The sequence below is a fragment of the Mycobacterium sp. genome, assembly GCF_036488105.1.
Lineage (GTDB): Bacteria > Actinomycetota > Actinomycetes > Mycobacteriales > Mycobacteriaceae > Mycobacterium.
Genome location: NZ_DASXHW010000289.1, coordinates 1 through 24,287 on the forward strand (window position 1 = coordinate 1; position 24,287 = coordinate 24,287).

At 66.5% G+C, this 24,287-nt stretch carries 27 protein-coding genes; 12 read left to right on the forward strand and 15 right to left on the reverse strand.

Annotated features, from left to right (window positions below; genetic code table 11):
* Nucleotides 1-73: 73 nt before the first annotated feature.
* Together VGH54_RS14795 and VGH54_RS14800 are read right to left on the reverse strand one after the other, a co-directional pair.
* A complete protein-coding gene (locus VGH54_RS14795; RefSeq protein ID WP_414688716.1) occupies nucleotides 74-1,609 on the reverse strand; it encodes a glycerol-3-phosphate dehydrogenase/oxidase in 1,536 nt (511 codons plus the stop codon).
* Nucleotides 1,606-2,169, reverse strand: a complete 564-nt coding sequence (locus tag VGH54_RS14800; RefSeq protein WP_331512794.1) for a TetR/AcrR family transcriptional regulator — start codon at nucleotides 2,167-2,169, stop codon at nucleotides 1,606-1,608. Before VGH54_RS14800 ends, VGH54_RS14795 begins: the two co-directional genes overlap by 4 nt.
* 41 nt (nucleotides 2,170-2,210) lie before the next feature.
* Here VGH54_RS14800 and VGH54_RS14805 point away from each other — a divergent pair, with 41 nt between their 5' ends.
* The gene (locus tag VGH54_RS14805) at nucleotides 2,211-3,791 is read left to right on the forward strand and encodes an FAD-binding oxidoreductase (protein WP_331512819.1); all 1,581 of its coding nucleotides are present in this window, start codon (nucleotides 2,211-2,213) and stop codon (nucleotides 3,789-3,791) included.
* Entirely contained in the window at nucleotides 3,788-4,711 is a 924-nt protein-coding gene (locus VGH54_RS14810) for a diacylglycerol kinase (protein ID WP_331512795.1), read from the forward strand. The genes VGH54_RS14805 and VGH54_RS14810 overlap by 4 nt, the downstream gene beginning before the upstream one ends.
* Here the strand turns inward: VGH54_RS14810 and VGH54_RS14815 are convergent.
* On the reverse strand, nucleotides 4,692-5,204 hold the full coding sequence (locus VGH54_RS14815) for a DUF3145 domain-containing protein (protein ID WP_331512796.1): 513 nt from the start codon (nucleotides 5,202-5,204) through the stop codon (nucleotides 4,692-4,694). The genes VGH54_RS14810 and VGH54_RS14815 overlap by 20 nt on opposite strands.
* A gap of 119 nt (nucleotides 5,205-5,323) precedes the next feature.
* Nucleotides 5,324-6,148 (reverse strand): serine hydrolase domain-containing protein, encoded by an 825-nt coding sequence (locus VGH54_RS14820; protein WP_331512797.1) that lies wholly within the window; start codon nucleotides 6,146-6,148, stop codon nucleotides 5,324-5,326.
* A 39-nt stretch (nucleotides 6,149-6,187) separates the two neighbouring features.
* On the opposite strand from VGH54_RS14820, the gene VGH54_RS14825 reads away from it, so the two are divergent.
* Nucleotides 6,188-7,273: an S-(hydroxymethyl)mycothiol dehydrogenase gene (locus VGH54_RS14825; protein WP_331512798.1), complete on the forward strand. Its 1,086-nt coding sequence runs from the start codon at nucleotides 6,188-6,190 to the stop codon at nucleotides 7,271-7,273.
* The gene (locus tag VGH54_RS14830) at nucleotides 7,273-7,896 is read left to right on the forward strand and encodes an MBL fold metallo-hydrolase (RefSeq protein WP_331512800.1); all 624 of its coding nucleotides are present in this window, start codon (nucleotides 7,273-7,275) and stop codon (nucleotides 7,894-7,896) included. Before VGH54_RS14825 ends, VGH54_RS14830 begins: the two co-directional genes overlap by 1 nt.
* On the opposite strand, the gene VGH54_RS14835 is transcribed toward VGH54_RS14830, so the two are convergent.
* Nucleotides 7,893-8,654 (reverse strand): SHOCT domain-containing protein, encoded by a 762-nt coding sequence (locus VGH54_RS14835; RefSeq protein ID WP_331512801.1) that lies wholly within the window; start codon nucleotides 8,652-8,654, stop codon nucleotides 7,893-7,895. The genes VGH54_RS14830 and VGH54_RS14835 overlap by 4 nt on opposite strands.
* A gap of 68 nt (nucleotides 8,655-8,722) precedes the next feature.
* Between VGH54_RS14835 and VGH54_RS14840 the strand changes: the two genes are divergently transcribed.
* Both VGH54_RS14840 and VGH54_RS14845 read left to right on the forward strand, forming a co-directional pair.
* Complete coding sequence (locus VGH54_RS14840) at nucleotides 8,723-9,679, forward strand: SDR family oxidoreductase (protein ID WP_331512802.1); 957 nt, start codon at nucleotides 8,723-8,725, stop codon at nucleotides 9,677-9,679.
* A gap of 91 nt (nucleotides 9,680-9,770) precedes the next feature.
* Nucleotides 9,771-10,085 carry a hypothetical protein gene (locus VGH54_RS14845; protein ID WP_331512803.1) on the forward strand — a complete coding sequence of 105 codons (315 nt, stop codon included), beginning with the start codon at nucleotides 9,771-9,773 and terminating at the stop codon, nucleotides 10,083-10,085.
* Here VGH54_RS14845 and VGH54_RS14850 read toward each other — a convergent pair.
* From VGH54_RS14850 to VGH54_RS14865, 4 genes are all read right to left on the reverse strand, one after another.
* A complete protein-coding gene (locus tag VGH54_RS14850) occupies nucleotides 10,082-11,779 on the reverse strand; it encodes an Hsp70 family protein (RefSeq protein WP_331512804.1) in 1,698 nt (565 codons plus the stop codon). The genes VGH54_RS14845 and VGH54_RS14850 overlap by 4 nt on opposite strands.
* A gap of 79 nt (nucleotides 11,780-11,858) precedes the next feature.
* Complete coding sequence (locus VGH54_RS14855) at nucleotides 11,859-12,932, reverse strand: dihydrodipicolinate reductase (RefSeq protein ID WP_331512805.1); 1,074 nt, start codon at nucleotides 12,930-12,932, stop codon at nucleotides 11,859-11,861.
* Between the two features lie 28 nt (nucleotides 12,933-12,960).
* Nucleotides 12,961-13,521 carry a cytochrome b gene (locus VGH54_RS14860; RefSeq protein WP_331512806.1) on the reverse strand — a complete coding sequence of 187 codons (561 nt, stop codon included), beginning with the start codon at nucleotides 13,519-13,521 and terminating at the stop codon, nucleotides 12,961-12,963.
* Nucleotides 13,518-14,582: a catalase family peroxidase gene (locus VGH54_RS14865; protein WP_331512807.1), complete on the reverse strand. Its 1,065-nt coding sequence runs from the start codon at nucleotides 14,580-14,582 to the stop codon at nucleotides 13,518-13,520. The genes VGH54_RS14860 and VGH54_RS14865 overlap by 4 nt, the downstream gene beginning before the upstream one ends.
* A gap of 152 nt (nucleotides 14,583-14,734) precedes the next feature.
* Here VGH54_RS14865 and VGH54_RS14870 point away from each other — a divergent pair, with 152 nt between their 5' ends.
* Nucleotides 14,735-15,079 carry an MmpS family transport accessory protein gene (locus tag VGH54_RS14870; protein WP_331512808.1) on the forward strand — a complete coding sequence of 115 codons (345 nt, stop codon included), beginning with the start codon at nucleotides 14,735-14,737 and terminating at the stop codon, nucleotides 15,077-15,079.
* 18 nt (nucleotides 15,080-15,097) lie between these two features.
* On the opposite strand, the gene VGH54_RS14875 is transcribed toward VGH54_RS14870, so the two are convergent.
* Nucleotides 15,098-15,475, reverse strand: a complete 378-nt coding sequence (locus VGH54_RS14875; RefSeq protein ID WP_331512809.1) for a hypothetical protein — start codon at nucleotides 15,473-15,475, stop codon at nucleotides 15,098-15,100.
* Nucleotides 15,472-15,828 carry a PadR family transcriptional regulator gene (locus VGH54_RS14880; protein ID WP_331512810.1) on the reverse strand — a complete coding sequence of 119 codons (357 nt, stop codon included), beginning with the start codon at nucleotides 15,826-15,828 and terminating at the stop codon, nucleotides 15,472-15,474. Before VGH54_RS14880 ends, VGH54_RS14875 begins: the two co-directional genes overlap by 4 nt.
* 109 nt (nucleotides 15,829-15,937) lie before the next feature.
* On the opposite strand from VGH54_RS14880, the gene VGH54_RS14885 reads away from it, so the two are divergent.
* Complete coding sequence (locus VGH54_RS14885) at nucleotides 15,938-17,221, forward strand: cytochrome P450 (protein WP_331512811.1); 1,284 nt, start codon at nucleotides 15,938-15,940, stop codon at nucleotides 17,219-17,221.
* An 86-nt stretch (nucleotides 17,222-17,307) separates the two neighbouring features.
* Nucleotides 17,308-18,900 carry a Na+/H+ antiporter gene (locus VGH54_RS14890; protein WP_331512820.1) on the forward strand — a complete coding sequence of 531 codons (1,593 nt, stop codon included), beginning with the start codon at nucleotides 17,308-17,310 and terminating at the stop codon, nucleotides 18,898-18,900.
* Between the two features lie 9 nt (nucleotides 18,901-18,909).
* Here VGH54_RS14890 and VGH54_RS14895 read toward each other — a convergent pair whose 3' ends face one another.
* A complete protein-coding gene (locus VGH54_RS14895; protein WP_331512812.1) occupies nucleotides 18,910-19,596 on the reverse strand; it encodes a sensor domain-containing protein in 687 nt (228 codons plus the stop codon).
* 444 nt (nucleotides 19,597-20,040) lie between these two features.
* Between VGH54_RS14895 and VGH54_RS14900 the strand changes: the two genes are divergently transcribed.
* Entirely contained in the window at nucleotides 20,041-21,186 is a 1,146-nt protein-coding gene (locus VGH54_RS14900) for a glycosyltransferase (RefSeq protein WP_331512813.1), read from the forward strand.
* 4 nt (nucleotides 21,187-21,190) lie between these two features.
* Here VGH54_RS14900 and VGH54_RS14905 read toward each other — a convergent pair whose 3' ends face one another.
* Nucleotides 21,191-21,592, reverse strand: a complete 402-nt coding sequence (locus tag VGH54_RS14905; protein WP_331512814.1) for a hypothetical protein — start codon at nucleotides 21,590-21,592, stop codon at nucleotides 21,191-21,193.
* Between the two features lie 83 nt (nucleotides 21,593-21,675).
* Complete coding sequence (locus tag VGH54_RS14910) at nucleotides 21,676-22,437, reverse strand: SDR family oxidoreductase (protein WP_331512821.1); 762 nt, start codon at nucleotides 22,435-22,437, stop codon at nucleotides 21,676-21,678.
* 255 nt (nucleotides 22,438-22,692) lie between these two features.
* Here VGH54_RS14910 and VGH54_RS14915 point away from each other — a divergent pair, with 255 nt between their 5' ends.
* On the forward strand, nucleotides 22,693-22,899 hold the full coding sequence (locus VGH54_RS14915) for a hypothetical protein (protein WP_331512815.1): 207 nt from the start codon (nucleotides 22,693-22,695) through the stop codon (nucleotides 22,897-22,899).
* Between the two features lie 34 nt (nucleotides 22,900-22,933).
* Nucleotides 22,934-23,905, forward strand: a complete 972-nt coding sequence (locus tag VGH54_RS14920; protein ID WP_331512816.1) for an aldo/keto reductase — start codon at nucleotides 22,934-22,936, stop codon at nucleotides 23,903-23,905.
* Between the two features lie 6 nt (nucleotides 23,906-23,911).
* On the opposite strand, the gene VGH54_RS14925 is transcribed toward VGH54_RS14920, so the two are convergent.
* Nucleotides 23,912-24,287, reverse strand: a 376-nt coding sequence (locus tag VGH54_RS14925; protein ID WP_331512817.1) for a transglutaminase family protein, incomplete at its 5' end; no start/stop codon positions are given.

The following is a 24,287-nucleotide window of genomic DNA, read 5'->3' on the forward strand; positions in this document are numbered from 1 at the left end:
GGTGCTAGCCGCCTGCTCCATGATCCATCCTGACCGATACGGATTAGTTCCGCTTCATGGTATCGCGCTCGCTTCAGCCGAACTGCGACACGAGCTCCTCGGCTGCGCCGGTGACTCTTTCGCGATCGCTGGCCACCAAGCCGATTCGGGTGCGACGGTCCACGATGTCATCGACCGTCAGCGCACCCTCGTGGGTGATCGCGTACTCGAATTCCGCACGCGTCACGTCGATCCCGTCGGCCACCCGGTCGGCGGGACGCTCACACGTCGCGGTGGCGATCACGTTGGCCGCCTCGGCCCCGAACCGCAGGACCAGCGACTCTGGCAGCCCGGCCATCGGCGCGGTGGTCGACCCAGGATTAGCCTGCGCGCCGACCAACGGCAGATTTCGGGTCTGGCACGTGCCGGCGTCGAGTGCCCGTAATTGGATCGCGCGGTCGAGCACGCCCTCGGCCATGTGCCGGTACTCGGTCAGCTTGCCGCCGATCACGCTGATCACCCCGGCTGGCGATTCGACGACGGCATGGTCGCGCGATACGTCGGCGGTCCGGCCGGCTCCGGTGTCGATCAATGGGCGCAGCCCCGCATAGGAGCCGATCACGTCGGAGCGGTCCAGCGTGATGCCCAGCGCGGTGTTCAGCACGTCCAGCAGGAACCCAATCTCCCCCGACGTCGGTTGCGGCACATCGGGAATCGGTCCGGGGGCCTCCTCGTCGGTCAACCCCAAGTAGACCCGCCCCAGTTGTTCGGGCATCGCGAAAACGAACCGATTGAGTTCACCGGGGATCGGAATCGTCAGCGCCGCCGTCGGATTGCCGAGTGCCTTGGCATCGAAGACGAGATGGGTGCCGCGGCTGGGCCGTAGCTTCAACGACGGATCGATCTCGCCCGCCCACACTCCGGTGGCGTTGATGACCGTGCGCGCCGAGATGTCGAATGATTCACCGCCGCGCCGGTCGGTCAGCCGCACCGAGTTCCCGGTGGCCTCGGATGCCTCGGTATAGGTCAAGATTCGGGCACCCCGCTGTGCCGCGGTTCGCGCCACGGCGGCGACCAGCCGGGCGTCGTCGATCAGTTGCCCGTCGTAGGCCAACAGACCACCGTCGAGGCCGTCGCGCCGAACGGCCGGCGCCATGTCGAGGGCGCGTCGCGCCGAAATACGTTGTGAACCGGGCAAAACGGATCCGGGCGTGCCCGCCGTCTTGCGCAGCACGTCGCCGGCGAGAAACCCGGCACGCACCAATGCCCGCTCCATCCTGCCCATCGACGGCAGCAGCGGGACCAGCTGCGGCATGGCCCGAACCAGATGAGGGGCGTTGCGTGTCATCAGAATTCCGCGTTCGACGGCGCTGCGCCTGGCGATTCCCACATTGCCGGTCGCCAGGTAGCGAAGCCCGCCGTGCACCAGCTTGGAGCTCCATCGACTGGTACCGAACGCAAGATCCTGCTTTTCCACCAATGCCACCCGCAGGCCCCGCGAGGCTGCATCCAAGGCGATGCCGACGCCGGTGATACCGCCGCCGATCACCACCACATCGGTCGGCGCCCCGTCGGCCAGGGCGCTCAGGTCGGCGGTGCGACGCGCGGCGTTCAGTTCCGTCGATGTCACGACAGGTATCCATTCAGCGAGTACGCGAGTTCGGCGCCCAGCGCGTCGGCGTTCAGGATCGGGCGGACGATCTGGGCCGACTGAATGGTCGATTGGGTGATCAGCAGCACCATTGCGGCCAGCTGGCGCGGATCGCCGGACCGCACGGTGCCGTCGCGCTGCGCCGCGCGCAGGTCGGAGGCGAGCGCGTCGATCAGCATCTGCTGGCTGCTGCCAAGCCGCTGAGCGATGTAGACCAGTGCCAACTCCGAGCGCAGTACCGCCATCACCAGGTCGTCGCCCCGCAGCCGCTCGGCCACCGCGACCACGCGATCGACAATCGCCGCGCGACCGCTGCCGCGAACCGGCACCTGGGCCAACGCTTCGGTGATGTGGCTGGTCAGAAGCGCCGCCAGCACCGAGCGGGTGTCCGGCCAGCGGCGATACACGGTCGGACGGCTCACACCGGCGCGCCGTGCGATCTCGGCCAACGTCACGCGCTGCACGCCGAAATCCACGACACAGCTCGCTGCGGCGGCGAGTATCCGGTCCTGCACCGGCGCATTACTGATTGACAGCATATGTAATACTGTAACGCATGTCTGCCGACTTGCTACCCCCGATGAAGTGGAATGCTTGGGGCGATCCCGATGAAGCCAAACCGCTCTCGGAGGGAATCCGCTCGCTCCTGACCCAGGCCCTGGGCGTGACCGGGTCTCCCGAGGCCGAACTCGAAGCCGATCAGGTGCAGCTGCGCCCGTCGGCGTTGTCGACAGCCGACCGCGCGGCGCTGGCCGCCATCGTCGGGCCGGGCCACTGCCGCGTCGACGATCAGGACCGACTGTTGCGGGCCGGCGGGAAGTCCACGTTGGATCTGTTGCGGCGCAAGGAGTCCGGTCTTCAGGATGCCCCCGACGCGGTGCTCCTGCCCGGCACCGATGACGAGGTCGCCGCGATCCTGCGGTACTGCTCGCAGCACGGCATCGCCGTCGTCCCGTTCGGTGGCGGCACCAGCGTGGTCGGTGGGCTCGATCCGATCCGCGGCGAGTTCTCGGCAGCCGTGTCGCTGGATCTGCGGCGCTTCGACCAACTGCTGGCGTTCGACGAGGAGTCCGGCGAGGCCGAATTCGGCGCCGGTGTCACCGGGCCACAAGCCGAGGAACTGCTTGGCGCGCATGGGTTTTCGCTCGGGCATTTTCCGCAGAGCTTCGAATTCGCCAGCCTCGGCGGCTATGCCGCGACCCGATCGTCGGGTCAGGATTCGGCGGGCTACGGCCGGTTCGACGACATGATTCGTGGACTGCGCACCGTGACGCCCGCCGGCGTACTCGACCTGGGCCGGGCACCGCAGTCGGCGGCCGGACCGGATCTGCGCCAACTGGTGATCGGGTCGGAGGGCGTGTTCGGCGTCATCACCCGGGTGCGGGTGAGGGTCCACCCCGCACCCCAGGCCACCCGCTACGAGGCGTGGTCGTTCCCCGACTTCGCTACGGGCACTGCGGCATTGCGCGCGGTCACCCAAGCCGCCGCGGGTCCCACCGTGATCCGGCTGTCCGACGAGGCCGAGACCGCTGTCAACCTGGCCACCACCGAGTCCATCGGTGACACCCAGATCACCGGGGGCTGCCTGGCGATCACCGTCTTCGAAGGCACCGAGGCGCATGCCGAGAGCAGACATGCCGAGACCCGTGCGCTGATGGCGGCCAAGGGCGGCACGTCGCTGGGCGAGGCTCCGGCGCGAGCCTGGGAGCGCGGCCGGTTCGGCGCGCCGTACCTGCGCGACGCACTGCTGGCCAACGGCGCGCTCTGCGAGACCCTCGAGACGGCCACCGATTGGTCGAACATCCCCACGTTGAAGGCCGCCGTCACCGACGCGGTGACGGGCGCGCTGGCCGAATCCGGCACGCCGGCGCTGGTACTGTGCCACATTTCGCATGTGTACGCCACCGGTGCCTCGCTGTACTTCACGGTTGTCGCCGGGCAGCGCGGCAACCCGATCGAGCAATGGCGTGCCGCCAAAACCGCTGCGTGCGATGCGATTGTCTCGACCGGGGCCACGATCACCCACCACCATGCCGTCGGCGCCGACCACCGGTCCTGGATGCGCGACGAGGTGGGCGACTTGGGCGTGCAGGTGTTGCGAGCGGTCAAGGCGACACTGGATCCCGCGGGAATTCTCAACCCCGGCAAGCTGATCCCGTGACCACCCGCCAGATTGGCCGGGTGACGGTCCTGACCAATCCGGCGTCGGGACACGGAAACGCGCCGCACGCCGCCGAGAAGGCGGTCGGACGGCTGCAACAGCGCGGCATCGATGTCGTGGCGATCGTCGGCAGCGACGCCGAACACGCGCGCCGACTGCTGCACACCGCCGTCGACGACGGCACCGACGCGCTGGTCGTGGTCGGCGGCGACGGCGTGATCACCGATGCACTACAAGCGTTGGCGGGCACCGACATTCCGCTGGGCATCATCCCGGCCGGCACCGGCAACGATCACGCCCGCGAATTTGGTTTGCCGACAAAAGATCCCGTCGCCGCCGCCGACGTCGTCGCCGACGGCTGGACCGAAACCATCGACCTGGGCCGCATTCGCGACAGCCATGGCGCGACCAAGTGGTTCGGCACCGTCGCGGCGACAGGCTTCGATTCGCTGGTCACCGACCGGGCCAACCGGATGCGGTGGCCACGCGGCCGGATGCGCTACAACCTCGCCATGCTCGCCGAACTATCCCAGCTACGACTGCTGCCGTTCCGGCTGGTGCTGGACGGTCGGGAGGAGATCGTCACCGACCTGACGCTGGCGGCCTTCGGCAACACCCGCAGCTACGGCGGCGGAATGCTGGTCTGCCCCAACGCCGATCCCACCGACGGTCAACTCGACATCACCATGGTGCACTCGGCGTCGCGGACCCGGCTGATCCGTCTCTTCCCCACCGTCTACAAAGGCACGCACGTCAATCTGGACGAGGTGACGACGGCGCGGGCGACGACGGTCGAGGTGGAATCGCAGGGCATCAACGTCTACGCCGACGGCGACTACGCGTGCGCGCTGCCCGCTCAGATCTCGGTGGTGCCGGGTGCGCTGCGGCTACTGCGGCGGCCTAGCCGACCCCACGGTTGAGCCAGGACACCTCGGCGCCTTCGCCGCCATCGCGATAGGCCTCGAGCGCTTCATCCCAGGCCGAGCCCAGCGCCGAATCCAGCTCGGCGGCCAGCGCGTCGGCACCCGCGGACATCATCGACCGCAACCGCATCTCGCCGATCATCACGTCACCGTTGGCGCTCATCGCACCGCTCCACAGCCCGAGCTGCGGCGTGTGGCAGAACCGCTGTCCGTCGACGCCGGCGCTGGGATCCTCGGTTACCTCGAAACGCAGCACCGTCCACGAACGCAAGGCGTTTGCCAGCCGGGCGCCGGTGCCCACCGGACCGACCCAATTGGTGACGGCACGCAACTGCCCGGGCATAGCCGGTTGCGGGGTCCATTTCAGGTTGGCCTTGGACGCAAGAGTCGACGACAACGCCCACTCGACATGCGGGCATACCGCGGCGGGCGAGGCATGGACGTAGACCACACCTGTCGTCACGTCGGCGAACTGGTTCGACGCACGCATCTGCTGCTCCTTCGGCTCCACGAGGGACGTCTTCCCCAACGACCTGGTGAATCCGACGGGCAGTTATAACGATTTATGTGCCTTGCGTGTCTATTGTGCCCTGTGAGGCCTATGTTGCGCTAGTCCGAGTTATACGCGGCCAGCACGCTGTCCGAGATCGCCGGCCACAGCGGCCGCGCCCAATCGCCGAAATCCCGGTCGGTAAGCACCACCAGCGCCAGCTTCGCGCGCGGATCTGCCCAGATCAGAGTGCCTGACTGGCCGAAATGGCCGTAGCTGCCCGGCGAGTTCTGCGTACCGGTCCAGTGCGGTGATTTCGAGTCCCTGATCTCAAACCCCAACCCCCAATCGTTGGGCCGCTGGACCCCGTAGCCGGGCAAAACGCCATCGAGGCCGGGAAATTGCACGGTCGTCGCCTCGGCGTGCATCTCGGCTGACACCGTTATCGGGCACAGCAGGTCACCGGCGAAGGCCGCCAGATCGGCAACCGTCGACGTCCCGCCGTAACCGGCGGTTTGCGCGCCGCCGTCCAGGCGGGTGGCGGTCATACCCAGCGGTTCCAGCACCGCCTCGCTGAGGTAGCGGCCGAATTCGATGCCGGACGCCTGCTGCACGGTCTCGGCGAGCACCGCGAAGCCGTAATTGGAATACATCCGGCGGGTGCCGGGTCTGGCCAGGGTTTGCCCGGTGAGCATCGCCAGGCCGGAAGCATGGGCCAGCAGATGCCGGACGGTCGATCCGGGCGGGCCGGCCGCGGTATCCAGGTCTACCGCGCCTTCTTCGATCGCGATCTGCACGGCGCGTGCCACCAACGGCTTGGTCACCGACGCCAAGGCGAACTGCCGTTCGGTGTCGCCGTGGCTGGCGAGCACTCCGGAGGGTCCGACCACCGCCGCGGCCACGGTCGGCACCGGCCAGTCGTCGAGTGCGTCGAGTGCGGCCATCGCGCAGCAGCCTACCGACCAAGCGCTAGGTTGAAGCCCATGAGCCAGACAGTGCGCGGTGTGATTTCACGGAAAAAGGGCGAACCCGTCGAGCTGGTCGACATCGTCATCCCCGATCCCGGCCCGGGCGAGGTCGTCGTCGACATCACCGCGTGCGGGGTCTGCCACACCGATCTGACCTACCGCGAGGGCGGCATCAACGACGAGTACCCGTTCCTGCTCGGCCATGAGGCCGCGGGCACTGTCGAATCCGTCGGCGCAGGAGTAACCGCCGTCGAGTCAGGCGATTTCGTCATCCTGAACTGGCGCGCGGTATGCGGGCAGTGCCGGGCCTGTAAACGCGGGCGGCCGCAGCTGTGCTTCGACACGTTCAACGCCGAGCAGAAGATGACGCTCACCGACGGCACCGAGCTGACACCGGCGCTGGGGATCGGCGCGTTCGCCGACAAGACGCTGGTGGCTGCCGGCCAGGCCACCTTGGTCAACCCCGCCGCCGACCCCGCCGTGGCGGGTCTGCTGGGCTGCGGGGTGATGGCCGGCATCGGCGCGGCGATAAACACCGGCGCGGTCACCCGCGACGACACCGTCGCCGTCATCGGCTGCGGCGGCGTCGGCGACGCGGCGATCGCCGGAGCGGCGCTGGTCGGCGCCAAACGGATCATCGCGATCGACACCGACAACACCAAACTGGACTGGGCCCGCAAATTCGGCGCCACCCACACCATCAACGCCCGCGACCTGGATGTCGTCAAAACGGTTCAGGACCTCACCGACGGCTTCGGCGCCAATGTGGTCATCGACGCCGTGGGGCGACCGGAGACCTGGAAGCAGGCCTTCTACGCTCGCGACCTCGCTGGAACCGTTGTGCTGGTGGGTGTCCCGACACCGGACATGCGGCTAGACATGCCGCTGGTCGACTTCTTCTCGCACGGCGGTGCGCTCAAATCGTCCTGGTACGGCGACTGCCTGCCCGAACGCGACTTCCCCACCCTGATCGAGCTCTATCTGCAGGGCCGGTTGCCGCTGGAGAAGTTCGTGTCCGAACGCATCGGCCTTGACGACGTCGAGGAGGCGTTCCACAAGATGCACGACGGCAAGGTGCTGCGTTCGGTGGTGATGCTGTGATGGGCAACATCGAGCGCATCGTCACCCACGGCACCTTCGAACTCGACGGCGGCAGTTGGGAAGTCGACAACAACATCTGGCTGGTCGGTGACGACTCCGACGTCGTGGTCTTTGACGCCGCGCACACCGCGGCACCGATCGTGGCGGCCGTCAACGGCCGCAACGTGGTGGCAGTGGTGTGCACCCACGGCCACAACGACCACGTGACCGTTGCTCCCGAACTCGGTGAAACACTCGACGCGCCGGTCCTTCTACATCCTGCAGACGACGTGCTGTGGCGGATGACGCACCCGGACAAGAACTTTCGCGCAGTCTCCGACGACGAGACTATCAGTGTCGCCGGCACCGAACTGCGGGCGTTGCACACCCCAGGGCACTCCCCCGGATCGGTGTGCTGGCACGCCCCGGAACTGGGCGCCGTCTTCAGCGGCGACACTCTGTTCTCCGGTGGACCCGGCGCCACCGGGCGATCCTTCTCGGACTTCCCCACCATCCTGCAATCGATCTCGGGCCGGCTCGGCACCCTGCCCGCCGAGACCGTCGTCTACACCGGCCACGGCGACACGACCAGCATCGGCGACGAGATCGTGCACTACGACGAATGGGTGGCCCGCGGCCACTAGTCGCCGTCGAGGATCCTGCGTTTTTCAGCCTCGAACTCGGCGTCGGTCAATGCGCCGGACTCATGCAGCGCCGCAATAGTTTTGAGCCTATCCAACCGAACACCCTCGCCACTGGGCTCATGCATGACGGTGTTCACCGGTGGCGTCGCGACCGGCGGTAACGGGGCAACGGGGAGCTCGTAGCCGAACGTTCCGGCACCCACGACCGACGCCGCGTTGCGGCGAACGCGGCCAAGCCACTTCGAGGCCACGATCAACCCGATAAGACCGACGACGAACAAGCCGACGAACACCCATACCAGGGGTCCGATCGGACTGCCGTGGCCGAAGGCCAGTCGTGGGTCGATGTAACCGTTGACCTTTCCGTCGGTGGTGATGTTGTAGGTGCCTTCGGACGGTATCTGGGCTACCCAGACCCGCACGTGCGCGTCGTTGTTGACCGTCGTTGTGCTGCCGAAGTTTTCCGTCACTGCAGGCTGCGCTAGGCCGCTTGGCGGGTCGATCGTGACGCCCAACGGCGGGACGGGCAGGCCGCCGCCGTTCGGGCCGCCGATTATGACGGTGTGCAGGCTGATGGTCACCTCGCCGGCGGGCAGGTGCAAACTTGCCGAACCAGGAACGGGCACTTCCCCATACGCGTCGTAGTCGTCGAGGAAGAACGCGTTGAGCACCAAGGTGACGATGAAGCCCGGGACCGCGATGACCATCATCCAGATAGCGATTGTTCGCGTTAGCTTTGCAGGCGTTTCGCTGCTCATCGGGGAAGTGTGTCACCGCCGCCCCCGAAGCGCACACTAGGATCACGCATCAAAGAGGAGGGAAATTCATGGCCCCCGATCTAGTCGCGAATGTGCCCGATCTGACGGGAAAGCTGGCCGTCGTCACCGGATCCAACAGCGGGTTGGGCTTCGGACTGGCGCGTCGACTCTCGGCGGCGGGCGCCGACGTCGTCATGGCGATCCGTAACCGAGCCAAAGGTGAGGCCGCGATCGAGGAGATTCGCGGAGCAGTTCCCGACGCCCGCCTGACCATCAAACCGCTCGACCTCGCGTCGCTGGCCAGCGTCGCCGCCCTCGGTGAGCAACTCAACGCCGAGGGCCGGCCGATCAATATTCTGATCAACAACGCCGGCGTGATGACGCCGCCGAAGCGCGACACCACCGCCGACGGATTCGAATTGCAGTTCGGCAGCAATCATCTCGGCCACTTCGCGCTCACCGCGCATCTGTTGCCGTTGCTGCGGGCCGCCCACACGGCGCGGGTTGTCTCGCTGAGCAGCCTCGCGGCCCGCCAAAGCGGCCGCATCCATTTTGACGATCTGCAATTCGACAAGTCCTATTCGGCGATGCAGGCCTACGGGCAATCGAAGCTGGCGGTGCTGATGTTCGCCCGCGAGCTGGATCGTCGCAGCCGCGACGCCGGCTGGGGAATCGTGTCCACCGCCGCTCACCCCGGTCTGACCAAAACCAACCTGCAGATCAGCGGACCGTCGCACGGACGCACGGCACCGTCGTTGATGCAACGGCTCTACACAACGTCGTGGCGGCTGGCGCCGTTTCTGTGGCAGGAGATCGACGAGGGAATCCTGCCCGCCCTCTTTGCGGCGACCTCCCCGCAGGCCGAAGGCGGTGGCTACTACGGGCCACGCGGCATCTACGAGGCGGCCGGCGGTGGTGTGACTGCCGCCAAGGTGCCTGCGCGCGCCCGAGACGATGCTGCCAGCTGGCGACTGTGGGACATCTCCGAGCAGCTCACTGCGACCAGTTATCCCGGGCCAAACTGAGTCCAACAGCGCCGCCGCGCCGTTTGGGCACCTCGGCAACGGGTAGCCCTGGTAAAGCGCCTAGTGGAGGGCGCAACGAGGACGGAGACTTATGAGTGCGGACGAGAAGGGCCAAACCGAGACGCCTGAACAGAGCGAAGAGGGCAAAGACGAGACGCCTGAACAGAGCGATGAAGGCAAAGACTTTGAACTGAGTGAAGAGGGCAAAGCAGAGGTCCAGCGGATGCAAGACGCCTACGACGATGACCGACCGACGGTGGCCCTGCCCGGCACCGACAACACGATCACCGGCGTTGCGATCAACGAGTGGTTGGACGACGACGGCAATCCGAAGTTCGGCAAAGACGAACAGCACGAAGACGACAAACAGCACGAAGACGACAAACAGCAGGAAGACGCGGGCTAGCGGCCACCAGGCAGGGGGAAGAGCGGCCCGCCGGGTTGCTGCGGGAACCGCGGCCGCTGCGAACCCTGCGTGGTGGTGGGCGGCTGCGTGGTGGTGGGCGGCTGAGTGGTGGTGGTCGTGGTCGTCGGGGCTTCGGTTGTGGTCGTCGTCGTTGGGGTTTGACTAGTCGTCGACGGAGCCGTGCTGGTATCGGGCGCGGTTGACGACGGCGGGTTGCTGGTCGGAGTTGGGGTGTCGCTGACACCCGATGACGTCGCCGGCGCGGGTGTCGTGCTCACGTTTGGCGTCGGCGTGCTGCCGGAAGTGTGCCGAACGGCCAGCAGGACTCCCGCCCCGAGGGCGAGCACCGCCAGCGCGGTGCAGATCGCCACTAGCAAGGGCCGGCGGTACCAGGCCTCGCTGCTCGCCCCGGTGCTGACCGGTTCGGGCCCGAGGTCTTGGCGCGGTCGCGCACGTAGCGGCGCAACATCGCCGCTTCCCGGCTCGTCGTCGTATTCACCGGGACGAATCGGCATGATTCCGGAATCGTCGTCGGCCTCCGACCAGGCCAGCGCCGGGGCAGGGGCGGACTCCAGTGGGATGTCGGCAACCGTCATCGCATCGAGCGCCGATCCCGCCGCGGTCGGCGCAAGCGCCGTCTCGGCGTCGCCTGGTCCACGGGAAGCCCGCAGTGCCGCGCCCACCGCGGCCGTCAGGTGTGGCCGCGGTGCGGTGACTACGAGTACACCCGACTGCTCCGACAATGTTCTGGTGACCAAGGGGATACTGGCGCCCCCGCCCACCGACGCGATCGCCGCCAAGTCAATCGGGCGAATTCCATTGCGCTGCAGCACTTCGTGCAAGAAGTCGACGAAGCCGTGCAGCGGCTGACGGATCGCATCCTCGAGCTCGGCGCGGGACAGCCGGATCTCGCCACGATAACCGGGCACGTCGGCGGTCACCTCGGTCTCCATCGTCGAGGACAGCCGTTCTTTGGCGTACCGGCAGGCGATCCGCAGCTCTTTCAGCGAACCGATCGCCGACGTTGCCGCCGAGTCGAACGCACCCGCTGACGACAGATCGTCGACGACGTGCGTGAGCACTGCCTGATCGATCCGGTCGCCGGAGAAGTCTTCGGTTCGCACGGCCGGGACGATGGCCTGATAGCCGTTCGCGGCATCGACCAGGGTGACAGTGGTTCCGGACCCGCCGAAGTCGCATACGGCGATGGTTCCGCTGTTCGGCACGCCCGGGTTCAGCCGCAGGGCCAAAAGTGCTGCCGTGGAATCGGGTAGCAGAGCCAACCGGCCGCGCGACCATTCCGACACCCGGCTCAAGGCGACCCCTACGGAGTCCACCGCTACCGCATCCCAGTGCGCGGGATGGGTGACCGCGACCGCATCCGGCAGTGGCCGCCCGTCGGTGGCGGTGTACGCCAGGGCCCGCAGCGCATCGGCGACCGAAGTCTCGCTGCGATGCGTGCTGCCGTCGGCGGCCGTGATGCCGGCCGGATCCCCGGCACGGTCGACGAAGTCGCTGATCACCAACCCGGGCTCGTTGAGCTTCGGGTTCTCGCTGGGCAGTCCCACTTCTGGTGGGCGGTGGCGGTACAGCGTAAGCACCGGCTTGCGCGTCACCGCCCGATCGGCGGTAACCGCCGCCAGGTTGGTGGCCCCTATCGACAGGCCTAACGCCGGCCCTTCTCCGTCAGCCATCTCGTCTCATCCCGCGCATCGGCCACCAATTTATCGCCCGTCCCGCCCTGCCGGGCAGCCACCTTCACTGGCCCCGGCTTCAGCGAATCGTGCCGACCCCCGCGATCAGCGGCAGGTCCAGCGGCGTGACCCAGCCCGGCGGCAGGTTGTTGACCGCCGGGACCGCGTTGAGCGCCCGCAATCCGGTGGCCAGGCAACCGGCAGCGGCGGCGTCGCGTCCTGATCCATCGGTGAACCGGAATGCGGTCTCCTGCGAGATGCTCGGGGTGCCTTCGATGTCGACGCGGTAGACGTCGTCCTTGGTGCCTGCCGGCCAGTCCGGGGCCGCGTCCAGCCCGATGCGGTTGACGTGCTCGAGCTGGATGCGGGTCTGACCCTGATACACACCGTTGATGGTGAAGCGGACCGCGGCGACGTGTCCGGCCGCGATGATGCCTTTGGCCGTCTTGCGCTCGTCGGGGGTCACCCACTTGTCCCACGTGGTGGTGATCTCGTCGAGCAAGATGCCGGCGGCGTGAGCGATCATCGGGACGGTGGCGCCCCACGCGAAGATCAGCACGTCGCGGTTCTCCAGCATGGGCCGGAACTCGGGCTCGCGGCCGATGCCCATTTCGACTTCGAAGTCGCCCTCGTAGTTGGTGTAGTCCAGCAGCTCTGATGCCCTGACTGTGCGCACCTCTGAACACAGGCCCATCAGCGTCATCGGGAACAGGTCGTTGGCGAAGCCGGGGTCGATGCCGGTGGTGAAGCACGACGACTCGCCCAGCTCGCACGCCTCGGTGATCGGCTGAATCCAGTTCGGCGGGTTGAGGTGCATCGTCGGCCACACCCACGGCGTCATGGAGGTCGAGCACACGTCGATGCCCGCGCGCAGGAAGCGCGTCATCAAGGCGATGTTGGCGTCGGCGTGCGCAGCGGTCGGGCCGTAGTGCACCAGGGCGTCGGGCTGCAGCGCGATCAGCGCGTCGATGTCATCGGTGGCGGCGACGCCCATCGGCCCGGACAGCCCGCAGATTTCGCTGACATCGCGGCCGACCTTCTGCGGGTTGCTCACCCCGACGCCGACCAGTTCGAATTCCGGATGTTTGACAATCTCGGGGATCACCATCCTGCCGACGAAGCCGGTACCCCACACCACAACCCGTTTCGCCATGCGCCACCTTCCGATCGACAACCCCGTCTCACCCTAGGCGGCTGTGGTCGGCCTTCGACCGAAACCGGAAAGTCATTCGCTCGATCAACCGGTCGCGCAACGTCAACGTGTGCAGCAGCACCGCCGAGATGTGCGCCGCGATCGCAGCCATCAACGCATAGGCAACAACCGAATGAGCTTGGCGCAGAATCCAAAACAGCTGCGCATCGAACGGTGCGATACGCGGGAGCCGAAGCGAGCCGAACACCGCCACCGGTCCCCCGGCCGCCGAGACCATGGCCCAACCCAGCAGCGGTTGGGTCAGCAACAGTGCATACAGCGACAACTCGGACAACCACACAATCTTGCGTTCCAGCGTGCCGACGCCTGCCGGCAACGCCGGCGGGCGATGCGTCAGCCGGTTGACCACCCGCACCAAAACGACGATCAGGATGGTCACGCCCAGCGTCTTGTGCAGGGCGACCAGCCCCGCGTAGCTGCCGATCGAGTTGACCATGGTGAAGCCGATGAACAGCGCGGCGAACACCAATGCGGCCGTTAGCCAGTGCAACAGCCTGCTCAGCCACGTGAACCGCCCCGGCTCAGTCATAGCGTGTTCTCCCCTGTGCGACGCCGGTAGGACGCGGCGTACACCGCCGACCGGGCACTCAGCAGCGGGTCGTCGGACGGCTCGATGCCCGTCGGCAGCACCATCGGGTCGAAGTTGATGTCGCGCGCATTGCCTTTCGACTCGGTTGCCACCGAGTCGAGCGTGAGCAACCCGGCGTCGACGGTGCGACGATCGGCAGGCCACGGCAGGGTCGCGTCGTGTGTCGGATCCGAAGGCGCGCCGACGGTCAGCATCAAACGCCAGTGCAGTGGGCCGTCCCGCAGCTGCGCGACGAGCGGATCGAACAGCGCGTTGGGCCCCGACGCCGGCGGCAGTGCCCGCTGCAGCGGCGTCAGCGACCACCGTACCGGCGTTCGCTCACCCGATTCGTTGACGAAGTAGAAGGCGTTCAACCCATGGAAGGTGCTGTCGGCGAAGCCGGGCGTCGGCGGGTGTTGCTTGAGGATCGTCAAGGCGCGGGCCGACGGCGGGTGGGCGGCCAAGAACCGCGTCATCGCGCTAGGATCGGCCTTTCCGGTACTCGGGACTAGGGCCGTGGCGGCCAGTCGGTCGTAGAAGGCCTGCGGCGAATTATCCGGGAAGACAGGAAGGTTGAGCATCGCGGTGCGCCACTGTTGGCTGCCCGGGAATCCGAAAGCCAGGCCGAGTCCGCGCCCCGCGGCGGCCGCGTCAGCGGTATGCGGGTTGCCGCCGGCCGCCGAGAATCGACCGATCACCGGCGTGCGACCTGGCGCGAACACCACCGCTGTCGACAACTCTCGGCCGTTGCCGGTGCTGTCGAACCAGCCGGCGACGGATATGCCTTTGGCGTGGTTGGTGCGGTAGCCGTGGTACCGGCCGAAAGCCTTGTTGAAACCGTCGAGGAAGACTTTCGGCGTCAACCGCGCCGGGCCGAGCCAGTTGTTCGCGGTCAGGAACGCAGCGAGATCCACCGCGAGAAAGGCCCCCACCGCGGCAGCACCACGCAGCACGTCACGGCGGCCCGGACGCGCGGTGCCCCACCGTCCGGGTGGCTCGGATGGCTCAGAGGGCTCGGCCATAGATCAGCTCCTTGTCACGCGCGGGCGGTTTCACTGCGTGCCACGATTATTCTTGGGCATCGGTTCAATTGCGGCACATCGGAACTTGGTATTGAAGGAAAAGCCCCGAAAACCGGCCCATGCCACCGGCCGGGGGGACACGATGTATGACCATGACCACAAAGTCGATCTTTGCTGCGGCCCTCATGGTGTTCGCGGCCACCATAGGGCTGGGCGGAGCGGCACACGCGGGCCCGCAGACCCAGGTGACCTATCAGTTGACTGGTAGCGCCCCGGTCGCCGACTACATCTCGTATGAGGCGGACAACAACGCCCAGCGGCAGCAGGCACACGTGCCCCTGCCGTGGACGACGCAGTTCACCGTCGTCGGCAACAAGGTGTTCGTCATCAGCGCGCAGAGCCCCGGCTCGATCACGTGCAAGATCCTGATCGATGGCAACGTGGTCAGCCAAGCGACCGCGAACGGGGCGCCTGCCCGCACCGCCTGCTCGCACTGAGCACAGCGAACATCGGCGTCAGGCCGGTCTCCGGGACTTCGGCGGCGGGTAGACGACGCGTCCGATGCTCGCCGACAGCCAGCCGATGGCCCACCCGCCGAAGAACACCGCAAAGGTATGGCGGGTGCCGTCGCCGGCCTGGGTCCACACCGCCGTCAGGATGACCGCCCACACGAACGCGCATGCGATGCTGTACCCGACGTAGGTGCCAGAGTACTTGCGCAGCAAGCGAACTCGTTCGATCAAGCCAGATCGGATCAGTGACATCCGGGCGTGCCGCGGAAGTTCGTCATCACCGTGGGTGTCGTCAAGCATCGCGATCAGCTCCTCAGCGTAGCGGCGGCGCCAGGCCGCCGGGTACCACCGCAGAACGCGCCGGGCGTCGCGGGGATTCATCGGGCCCAGCCCGGGTCGGGTAGATGCAGTGCGATCCCGAGGCGACGAGCCCCCTCGGCCGCGATCGCGCCGAGACTGCGTACCGCCGTGGCCAATTCGGTCCGTCCCGCGGCGGTCAACTGATAGGGGCGCCGTCGCTCGTCGTGGCCCGTCGGTTCGATCAGACCGTGCTCTTCCAGTGCCGTGATCGCCCCGTACAAGGTTCCAGGACCGAGTGTTACGCCGGCGAACCGCTCGATGTCGCGGGCCAGCGCATACCCGTGCTTGGCGCCCGAGGCGAGGCTGGTCATGATCAGGACCCCCGGATCATTTCGTCTGCCCAGCTTCCGGGCCGGGCGGGAACCGCGTGCCATACCGACGAGCGTAGTACGTGTGACGTACTACGCCAAGCGTAGTATCGCGATCGGCCGCTACCGGTTTAGGCTCGCGCCTACAGCCCGCTCGACGACGAGGACGGACGACATGGGCATTGCGACCCGGGTGAATGGCACAGCGCCGCCTGACATTGCGCTCGCAGACATCGATCTCGGAACGTGGGACTTCTGGGCGCTCGACGACGATCAGCGCGACGGGGCGTTCGCCACACTTCGGCGCGAGGCGCCGATCTCGTTCTGGGGCGAGCCGGTTCAAGAGGGCTTCGCCAAAGGCGACGGGCATTGGGCACTCACCGGACTCGACGACGTGTTCTACGCCAGCCGTCATCCGGAGATCTTCAGCTCCAGCCCCAACATCACCATCAACGACCAGACACCGGAGGTCTCCGAATACTTCGGCTCGATGATCGTGCTCGACGACCCGCGGCACCAGCGTCTGCGATCCATCGTCAGCAGAGCGTTCACCCCAAAAGTGGTGGCGCGCATCGAGACTTCGGTTCGCGATCGAGCCCGCCGGCTGGTCGCCGACATGCTCGCCAACCATCCCGACGGAACAGCCGAGGCGGTCAGCGAGCTTGCCGGCCCGCTGCCGTTGCAGGTCATCTGCGACATGATGGGCATCCCCGAGGAAGACCATCAGAAGATCTTCCACTGGACCAACGTCATCCTCGGATTCGGCGATCCCGATCTGACAACGGAATTCGATGAGTTCGTTCACGTTTCGATGGAGATCGGTGCCTACGCCAGCGCGTTGGCCGAGGATCGCCGCGTCAATCACCACGACGATCTGACGACGAGCCTGGTGGAGGCGGAGGTCGACGGTGAGCGGCTGACATCGGCCGAGGTCGGGTCGTTCTTCATCCTGCTGGCCGTGGCCGGTAACGAGACCACGCGCAATGCGATCAGCCACGGGCTGGTCGCATTGACCCGTTACCCCGAGCAGCGGCAGACGTGGTGGTCGGACTTCGATGCCCTGTCGCATTCGGCCGTCGAAGAGATCGTGCGCTGGGCCTCACCGGTGGTCTACATGCGACGCACGCTCACCCGTGACTTCGACATGCACGGAACGAAGATGGCCGCCGGCGACAAGGCCACGCTGTGGTACTGCTCGGCCAATCGCGACGAGTCGAAGTTCGCCGATCCGTGGATGTTCGACGTGACCCGTGATCCCAACCCACACGTCGGCTTCGGCGGGGGCGGCGCGCACTTCTGCCTCGGCGCCAACCTGGCCCGCCGCGAAATCAGGGTCATGTTCGAAGAACTGCACCGCGAAATACCCGATGTCGTCGCGACCGGCGAGCCCGCCAGGTTGCTGTCGCCGTTCATCCACGGCATCAAAACGCTGCCGATCGCCTGGACGCCGCCGGGCTGATAATTCCTGTCCGGCCGTGAGCGGGCGCTCGGCGCCTGCAGGCCGACGAGATGAAAGTTGCCCCCTTCGTACAGCATGATGTGCAGGTGTTCGGGCTCGTCGTCATCGTTGTGCTGTTCGCCATCGTCATCGTGGGCACAGTGCTGGGCCGGCGCTACCGCGTCGGCCCGCCGGTTCTGCTCATCGGGTTGGGCGCGTTGCTGGGTTTGATCCCGCAGTTCGGCCACGTCCGCCTCGACGGCGAAATCGTGCTGCTGCTGTTTTTGCCGGCAATTCTCTACTGGGAGAGCCTGAATACCAGCTTTCGCGAGATCCGCGCCAACCTGCGTGTCATCGTTCTGCTCAGCGTCGGCTTGGTGGTCGCGTGCGCGATCGCGGTGTCGTGGACCGCGCGGGCGTTCGGGATGGAATCACACGCCGCCTCGGTGCTCGGCGCCGTACTCTCCCCGACTGACGCCGCCGCCGTCGCCGGTCTGGCGAAGCAATTGCCGCGCCGCACCATCACCGTGTTGAAAGCGGAGAGCATCATCAACGACGGGACCGCGCTCGTCCTGTTCGGTGTGGCCGTGTCGGTCGCGATGGGCGGCGCACCCGTGGGCCCGCTCGACTTGACCGTCCGGTTCGTGCTGTCCTACCTCGGCGGCATCGTGGCCGGCCTGCTGATCGGCGGTGTCGTGACGCTCACCCGGACGCGGCTCGACGCGCCGCAAGAAGAAGCTGCGCTCAGCCTGCTGACGCCGTTCGCCGCGTTCCTGCTCGCCAATTCGGTTGGCTGCAGTGGTGTCGTCGCGGTCCTGGTGTCCGCTCTCATGCTCGCCTACGCTTCGCCGCGGGTGATCCGGGCTCGGTCCCGTCTGGTGACGTACGCGTTCTGGGACATTGCGACGTTCCTGATCAACGGTGCGCTGTGGGTTTTCGTCGGCGTCCAGCTCCCCAGCGCGGTGCGGGGTGTCTCCCGGGTCGACGGCGGTGTTCACCACGCCCTCGTCATGGCGGTCGCCGTCACCCTCGTGGTTGTTCTGACTCGGATCGCCTGGGGAGAGGCCACGACGGTGCTGGTCCGCACCGTGGATCGGCGTGAATCGCAACGCGAACGGCGAATATCCTGGCGTGTACGGATGGTGTCCAACTGGGCCGGATTCCGCGGAGCCGTCTCACTCGCGGCCGCGCTAGCGGTCCCGCTGACCACCCACAGCGGCGCACCCTTCCCGGATCGCAACCTGATCATCTTCGTCGTGTCGTTCGTCATCCTGACGACCGTGCTCGTCCAGGGCAGCACCCTGCCCGCCGTCGTCCGCTGGGCCCGCATTCCCGAAGACGAGTCCCACGCCGACGAATTGCGTCTTGCGCGCTGCCACGGTGCCCAAGCCGCCCTGGACGCGCTGCCGTTGGTCGCCGCCGAAGTCGGCATTGACGACGACCTGCAGAACCGGCTGCACGCCGAGTACAAGAAACACGCCGCGCTGGTGAGAGCCAGCGACAACAGCTCCACTCGCAACGACGCCGAGGAACGCAGCGATCTGATTCGGCAGGTGCGCCTTGGCGTGCTCGAACACAAGCGCCGCGCCATCACCGAGCTTCGCGACCAGCGTCGCATCGACGACATCGTCCTGCTCGAATTGCAGGCCTCGATGGATCTCGAAGAGGCGCGGCTGTTGGGACCGTCAAGCCCGGACTAGCCAGATCCCTTATCGTGTAGCAACTTTCGCGACAATCTGTTTAGCGATGTCGACCGCGGAGCTGGCGGGATCGGCGCTGCAGGTGTTGACGTCGACGATGACGTTGTTCTTGACGGCCAATGCGCGGCCGCAGGCCCACCCGCCGGTTTTTGCTTCTTGCTGCGTCGAAATCGTGCTCAATGCGTTGTTGGCATCAGATACCGGCGCCACCGTCCACTCCGTTCTGGATTGGGTGTGCATGTACTGATGACAGGCCGGCCATCGGAGGCCCGAGGAGATGAAGAACACCTGGGCTTGTTTGGTGGTGGGAAACAGCACCACCGCTTGCTCGGCGTAATGGGTGAAGTTATTGCCGTCGTTGAGCGCCTGGTCACGCTCTGCGGTGAAACCGCTGTTGGCGTAGACCGGTGCCTGCGCCGAACCGTCGATGGCCAGGCATTCGATCGGCTTCATGGTGGCGCTGTCGTCAGACATCGCGTCGCGCTTTCTGATCACCGCCATTCCGGTCGCGCCCATCAGCGGGTTGATCTGGGCAGGGGTGAGCAACAGCGACTCGAGCTCACGCTCGACAACAGGCCTCGGGATCAGCGACGTGACGGTCGTCGTGGAGTTCGTACCGGCATGATTGGTGCCGCCGCACCCCGCGACGAGCATCCCGACGCCGGCCACGGCAAACGTGGCGGCGAAGTGGCGCATCTGCCTGTATCCCATTCCCGTCGTAACCCGACCCGAGCGCGACCCGATTGCCTCACGGCGTTGCCCGTCCGAGCCCGCGATCACTACCCTACCGCGCGCTGCGACGAGTAGTACCAGGGCATTAGAGCATTTTTAGGCTCCGCTCAGTGATTCCAGATAGAGCAGAGATGGTTTGCGGAATACCCATATGCCGGAGCTCTGAAGTGAGTACGAACTGCTCACCGGCGACGCCCGCGCCTCGGCATGGGCCACGGCTACCGACTTCTACGCCGGGTACGAGCGCTACCGGGCCAGTTGTGCACCGCGCGAGATCAGGGTCTTAGGCCTGCGACCTGTCGCCTGAGGCCGCTAATCGACTCGGCGATCTGCGGTGTTCACGGCCTGTTCAGTTACTCGTCAGTGTTAGATCGTTGACCGCACACGAGCGCCCGTTTCGCTGGTGATATGCGTGTCGTTCAGGTCGCCAACTTCTACGGGCCTCGATCCGGCGGCCTTCGCACCGCCGTCGACCGGCTCGGTGCGGAATACTGCGCCGCGGGCCACGAGGTGTTTCTGATCGTCCCGGGGCGGCATGCCGAGCACAGTGATTTATCCACCGGAGTCGTGCGAATAACGGTGCCCGCCAGGCTGATTCCGTTCACCGGCGGATACCGCGCCGTCCTGCCGGGTCCAGTGCGCACGTTGCTGCAAAGCCTGCACCCCGACACCCTCGAGGTGTCGGATCGGCTCACGCTGCGATCGCTCGGCCGCTGGGGCCGCGACAACGGCGCGACGACGGTGATGATCTCCCATGAGCGCCTCGATCGCCTTGCGGGCCAAGTACTTCCGCGCCGTACCGCGCGGAGGTTCGCCGACTTCGCCAACCGGCGCACCGCCGCCAACTACGACACCGTGGTGTGCACCACCGGGTTTGCCCGCGAAGAATTCGATCGCATCGGCGCGACCAACACCGTCACCATTCCGCTCGGCGTGGATCTGGACACCTTCCACCCGTCGCGTCGCTCGGCGGTTGTCCGTCAGCGTTGGGCCACACCGAACCAGATATTGCTGGTGCACTGCGGCCGGTTGTCGGTGGAGAAACGGGCCGATCGCAGCATCGACGCGGTCGCCGCGTTGTGCGACGCCGGCGTTGACGCCCGACTGGTCGTAGTGGGTGATGGCCCGCTGCGCGCCAGGTTGCAACGGCAGGCCGCTCGATTGCCGGTCGATTTCACCGGTTTCATCTCCGACCGGCACAGCGTCGCCGAGCTGCTGGCGTCAGCCGATGTCGTGCTCGCACCGGGGCCACACGAAACCTTCGGGCTGGCCGCGCTGGAGTCGCTGGCATGCGGAACGCCGGCCGTGGTCTCCCGTACGTCTGCCCTGGGCGAGATCATCACCGCGGACAGCGGCGCACTGGCCGACAACAACCCAACAGCGATCGCCGAGGCCGTCACCGCGGTCGTCAGCCGCCCCGAGCAGCATCGCCGCGCCGCCGCCCGGTGCCGCGCCGAAATGTTCACCTGGCAACGAGCCGCGCTCGACATGCTGACGACGCTCGGGGCCGCGTCGTTGGACGACGACCCCGGCGATTCTCAACACACCGCCTAGTTGCCTAACCGGAGTTGGCGGGTCCTACCTGGCCGGTCAACGGATTGACCTGGACGGTCATCGGCCCGCCCGGCGCCTGCTTTACCTGCGCCGCCGCACGTTGCTGCGCCGCCTGCGCCAGCGCGTTCACCACCGGGTTATTCTTTGCCATCTCACGGCGATCCTCGTCGGACAGCTCGTAGAACGACCACAGCCCCCACGCGGCAGGACGGATGTAGATCGTCACCTTCTGATGCCGACGCTTGTTCGCCGTCAACACCGCGGGAACGGGCACAACCCGATCCAGGGTCGCCGAACTAACCAACTCCTGCGCGATCTTGTCCGTGTCCACCCCGTCTTGAAGCTCGTAAACCAACGACTGGTGGGGTGTGTGGGATGGGCCCTGGAGGGCCAGGAACCACGCCATCCGCGTCTCCTTCGCTCGTAATCGTCAGCGCAACTGTAGAGGACGCGCGATAGCGGCAGTGCCGATTGACTTTGCGGCTTGGCCTAATTCGTATCGGGGAATGCGACCTGGCTGGCCGGCGCGCCCCGGGCAACCACCACCGGCATCGACGTGGAGGCGTTGGTCTGCAGAATTGTCTGCACCACCTCGATGAGGTCCTCGACGGGCATCAGCTTGCCGGGCATACAGCCGCCCGACACCCACAGCGAATAGGCCTTCATCGCCAGATCCATGTCCCAGCCGGAGTTCATTCCGGTTGCCGCATCACCGTCGCCGCCCGCACACTCCCCCACGATGAGCGACGTGAAGCCGACGTCGGGGTGCTCAGCCCGCCAGGCCTCCACAAGTCTTTCCAGCGCGGCTTTGCTGACGCCGTAGGCGCCGAGACCAGGCCAGGGCGGCCCGAAGGTGCCCGCGTCCGACGAGAGGTAGATCGCTTTGCCCGCGGAGGCGGTCAGGTGCGAAATCGCCGCCGCCGTCGCGAGCGACGCGCCAATGACATTGGTGTCGAAAATGCGTCGCCACGTGTCGGCGCCGGTGTCGACCATGCGAACGAGGGGGCTGATGGCGGGGGTGTAGATGAAGTTGTCGATACCGCCCAGTGCTGCGGCCGCCTGATCGAAGGCCGACCGACACGATGCCTCGTCGGTGACATCGCATTCGATGGCGACGGCGCCTGAACCTGCTTCCTCGGCCGCGGCCTCAATGCGGGCGCGACGCCGGGCAAGCAAGGCGATCTGTCCGCCGCGTTGGGCAAGACCGACACCAATGCAACGCCCGAGGCCACTCGACGCCCCAACGACCACTGTCCGTGACATATTCGCCCTCTCTTGTAACGTGCTCCGTTGCAGCCACAGCGTATCGGCCGCCCGGTCGGCCTTCCATACCGCGGCCGCTACCACGTCAGCCCGGTCGTCAAATCCGATGGATGAGACCCAGCGTCCGGATAGTTGGCGTGCGTTGAGTTTGTGAGTTTAGACACGTTTTTAACGGGCTAATCGAGCTCATTGGAGAAATCCTGTGCGCGCAACGCGCACCCTTATGTCGGGAGTGTGATCGCAGTGAGCATGACTTCTTTCGCCGTTGCCGAGATTGGCCACGACGAGCGTGACTACGACACCTGGCTCGGCACGCTGGTCCAAGCATCGGAGCGCCTCGACGTCCTGCAAACCGTGGTCAACGAGCTGCACCGGCTGTGCGAACGCGAAGACGTGGTCCAGAGCGGTCAGGTGATGGAGGTACTCGAACGGCACGGCGCGATCACCTGAGCGCCCGACCGTCTCGGTCCGTAACGTGAGCCAGATGAAGTATCTGGACGTCGACGGCATCGGCAGGGTTAGTCGGATCGGGCTGGGAACTTGGCAGTTCGGATCCCGCGAGTGGGGCTATGGCGATGGTTACGCCGCCGGCGCCGCCCGCGACATCGTCCATCGCGCACGCGCCTTGGGCGTCAACTTCTTCGACACCGCCGAGGTATACGGGCTCGGCAAGAGTGAGCGAATCCTCGGCGAGGCACTGGGCGATGAGCGCGATCAGGTTGCGGTGGCCAGCAAGGTCTTTCCGATCGCGCCGTTTCCCGCCGTGGTGAAGCAGCGTGAGCGCGCTAGCGCGCGGCGGCTGCAACTCGAGCACATTCCGCTGTACCAGATCCACCAGCCCAACCCGGTCGTCCCCGATTCGGTGATCATGCCGGGCATGCGCGACCTCCTCGACAGCGGCGCCATCGGCGCCGCCGGCGTATCGAACTACTCGCTGTCTCGTTGGAAGCAGGCCGATGCCGCACTCGGGCGACCGGTCATCAGCAACCAGGTGCATTTCTCACTTGCCCACCCGCAGGCGCTCAAGGGTCTAGTCCCGTTCGCCGAGCAGGAGAACCGCGTGGTGATCGCCTACAGCCCACTGGCCCAAGGACTTCTGGGCGGCAAGTACGGCGTGGACAACCGACCCGGCGGCGTTCGCGCAATCAACTCGTTGTTCGGTACCGAGAACTTGCGCCGGATCGAGCCGCTGCTACAGACATTGCGCGACGTTGCCAAGGAAGTCGACGCCAAGCCTGCGCAGGTGGCGCTGGCCTGGCTGATCAGCCTGCCCAACGTTGTTGCCATTCCGGGAGCATCCAGTGTCGAGCAACTCGAATTCAACGTCGCCGCAGCCGATATCGAGCTGAGCGCGGACTCCCACAAAGCCCTGACCGACGCCGCTCTCAACTTCCACCCGGTGTCGACGAAGCGGTTCCTGGCCGACACGGTTCGCGAGCGGCTCGGCTTGCACTGAGTTCTGCTAGCGCAAGCTCACGAGTTGGTCGAGCGTATCGATGGGCAACTCACCGTCGACGACGGCGGTGATCGTCATGGCGTTCAACGTGATCGCGCCATGGTGGTTATCCAGGAAGGCAGTGTCAGCGGCGTCGCGGCCGGTCGCGATGCGCACCATAGATTGCCGGGGAGCCAGGCATGTCGCATCGACGACCCGCCACTCGCCCTCGACAAACGCCTCGGCGACGGCGTGAAAGTCCATCGGTTCACACCCCGGCGCGTACACCGCCGCCAGCCGGGCGGGCACGTACAGCGCCCGCAACATGGCGACCACCAAATGGGCGTAGTCGCGGCACACGCCGGCCCCCGCCAGCAGCGTGTCGGCGGCGCCGTCGATCGGA

Bases quoted from the DNA above. Each gene is read 5' to 3' on its own strand.
- VGH54_RS14800 (WP_331512794.1), bottom strand. From the start codon at position 2,169: ATGCTGTCAATCAGTAATGCGCCGGTGCAGGACCGGATACTCGCCGCC.
- VGH54_RS14805 (WP_331512819.1), top strand. From the start codon at position 2,211: ATGAAGTGGAATGCTTGGGGCGATCCCGATGAAGCCAAACCGCTCTCG.
- VGH54_RS14815 (WP_331512796.1), bottom strand. From the start codon at position 5,204: ATGCGTGCGTCGAACCAGTTCGCCGACGTGACGACAGGTGTGGTCTAC.
- VGH54_RS14820 (WP_331512797.1), bottom strand. From the start codon at position 6,148: ATGGCCGCACTCGACGCACTCGACGACTGGCCGGTGCCGACCGTGGCC.
- VGH54_RS14825 (WP_331512798.1), top strand. From the start codon at position 6,188: ATGAGCCAGACAGTGCGCGGTGTGATTTCACGGAAAAAGGGCGAACCC.
- VGH54_RS14830 (WP_331512800.1), top strand. From the start codon at position 7,273: ATGGGCAACATCGAGCGCATCGTCACCCACGGCACCTTCGAACTCGAC.
- VGH54_RS14835 (WP_331512801.1), bottom strand. From the start codon at position 8,654: ATGAGCAGCGAAACGCCTGCAAAGCTAACGCGAACAATCGCTATCTGG.
- VGH54_RS14840 (WP_331512802.1), top strand. From the start codon at position 8,723: ATGGCCCCCGATCTAGTCGCGAATGTGCCCGATCTGACGGGAAAGCTG.
- VGH54_RS14845 (WP_331512803.1), top strand. From the start codon at position 9,771: ATGAGTGCGGACGAGAAGGGCCAAACCGAGACGCCTGAACAGAGCGAA.
- VGH54_RS14850 (WP_331512804.1), bottom strand. From the start codon at position 11,779: ATGGCTGACGGAGAAGGGCCGGCGTTAGGCCTGTCGATAGGGGCCACC.
- VGH54_RS14855 (WP_331512805.1), bottom strand. From the start codon at position 12,932: ATGGCGAAACGGGTTGTGGTGTGGGGTACCGGCTTCGTCGGCAGGATG.
- VGH54_RS14860 (WP_331512806.1), bottom strand. From the start codon at position 13,521: ATGACTGAGCCGGGGCGGTTCACGTGGCTGAGCAGGCTGTTGCACTGG.
- VGH54_RS14865 (WP_331512807.1), bottom strand. From the start codon at position 14,582: ATGGCCGAGCCCTCTGAGCCATCCGAGCCACCCGGACGGTGGGGCACC.
- VGH54_RS14870 (WP_331512808.1), top strand. From the start codon at position 14,735: ATGACCACAAAGTCGATCTTTGCTGCGGCCCTCATGGTGTTCGCGGCC.
- VGH54_RS14875 (WP_331512809.1), bottom strand. From the start codon at position 15,475: ATGAATCCCCGCGACGCCCGGCGCGTTCTGCGGTGGTACCCGGCGGCC.
- VGH54_RS14880 (WP_331512810.1), bottom strand. From the start codon at position 15,828: ATGGCACGCGGTTCCCGCCCGGCCCGGAAGCTGGGCAGACGAAATGAT.
- VGH54_RS14885 (WP_331512811.1), top strand. From the start codon at position 15,938: ATGGGCATTGCGACCCGGGTGAATGGCACAGCGCCGCCTGACATTGCG.
- VGH54_RS14895 (WP_331512812.1), bottom strand. From the start codon at position 19,596: ATGCGCCACTTCGCCGCCACGTTTGCCGTGGCCGGCGTCGGGATGCTC.
- VGH54_RS14900 (WP_331512813.1), top strand. From the start codon at position 20,041: ATGCGTGTCGTTCAGGTCGCCAACTTCTACGGGCCTCGATCCGGCGGC.
- VGH54_RS14905 (WP_331512814.1), bottom strand. From the start codon at position 21,592: ATGGCGTGGTTCCTGGCCCTCCAGGGCCCATCCCACACACCCCACCAG.
- VGH54_RS14920 (WP_331512816.1), top strand. From the start codon at position 22,934: ATGAAGTATCTGGACGTCGACGGCATCGGCAGGGTTAGTCGGATCGGG.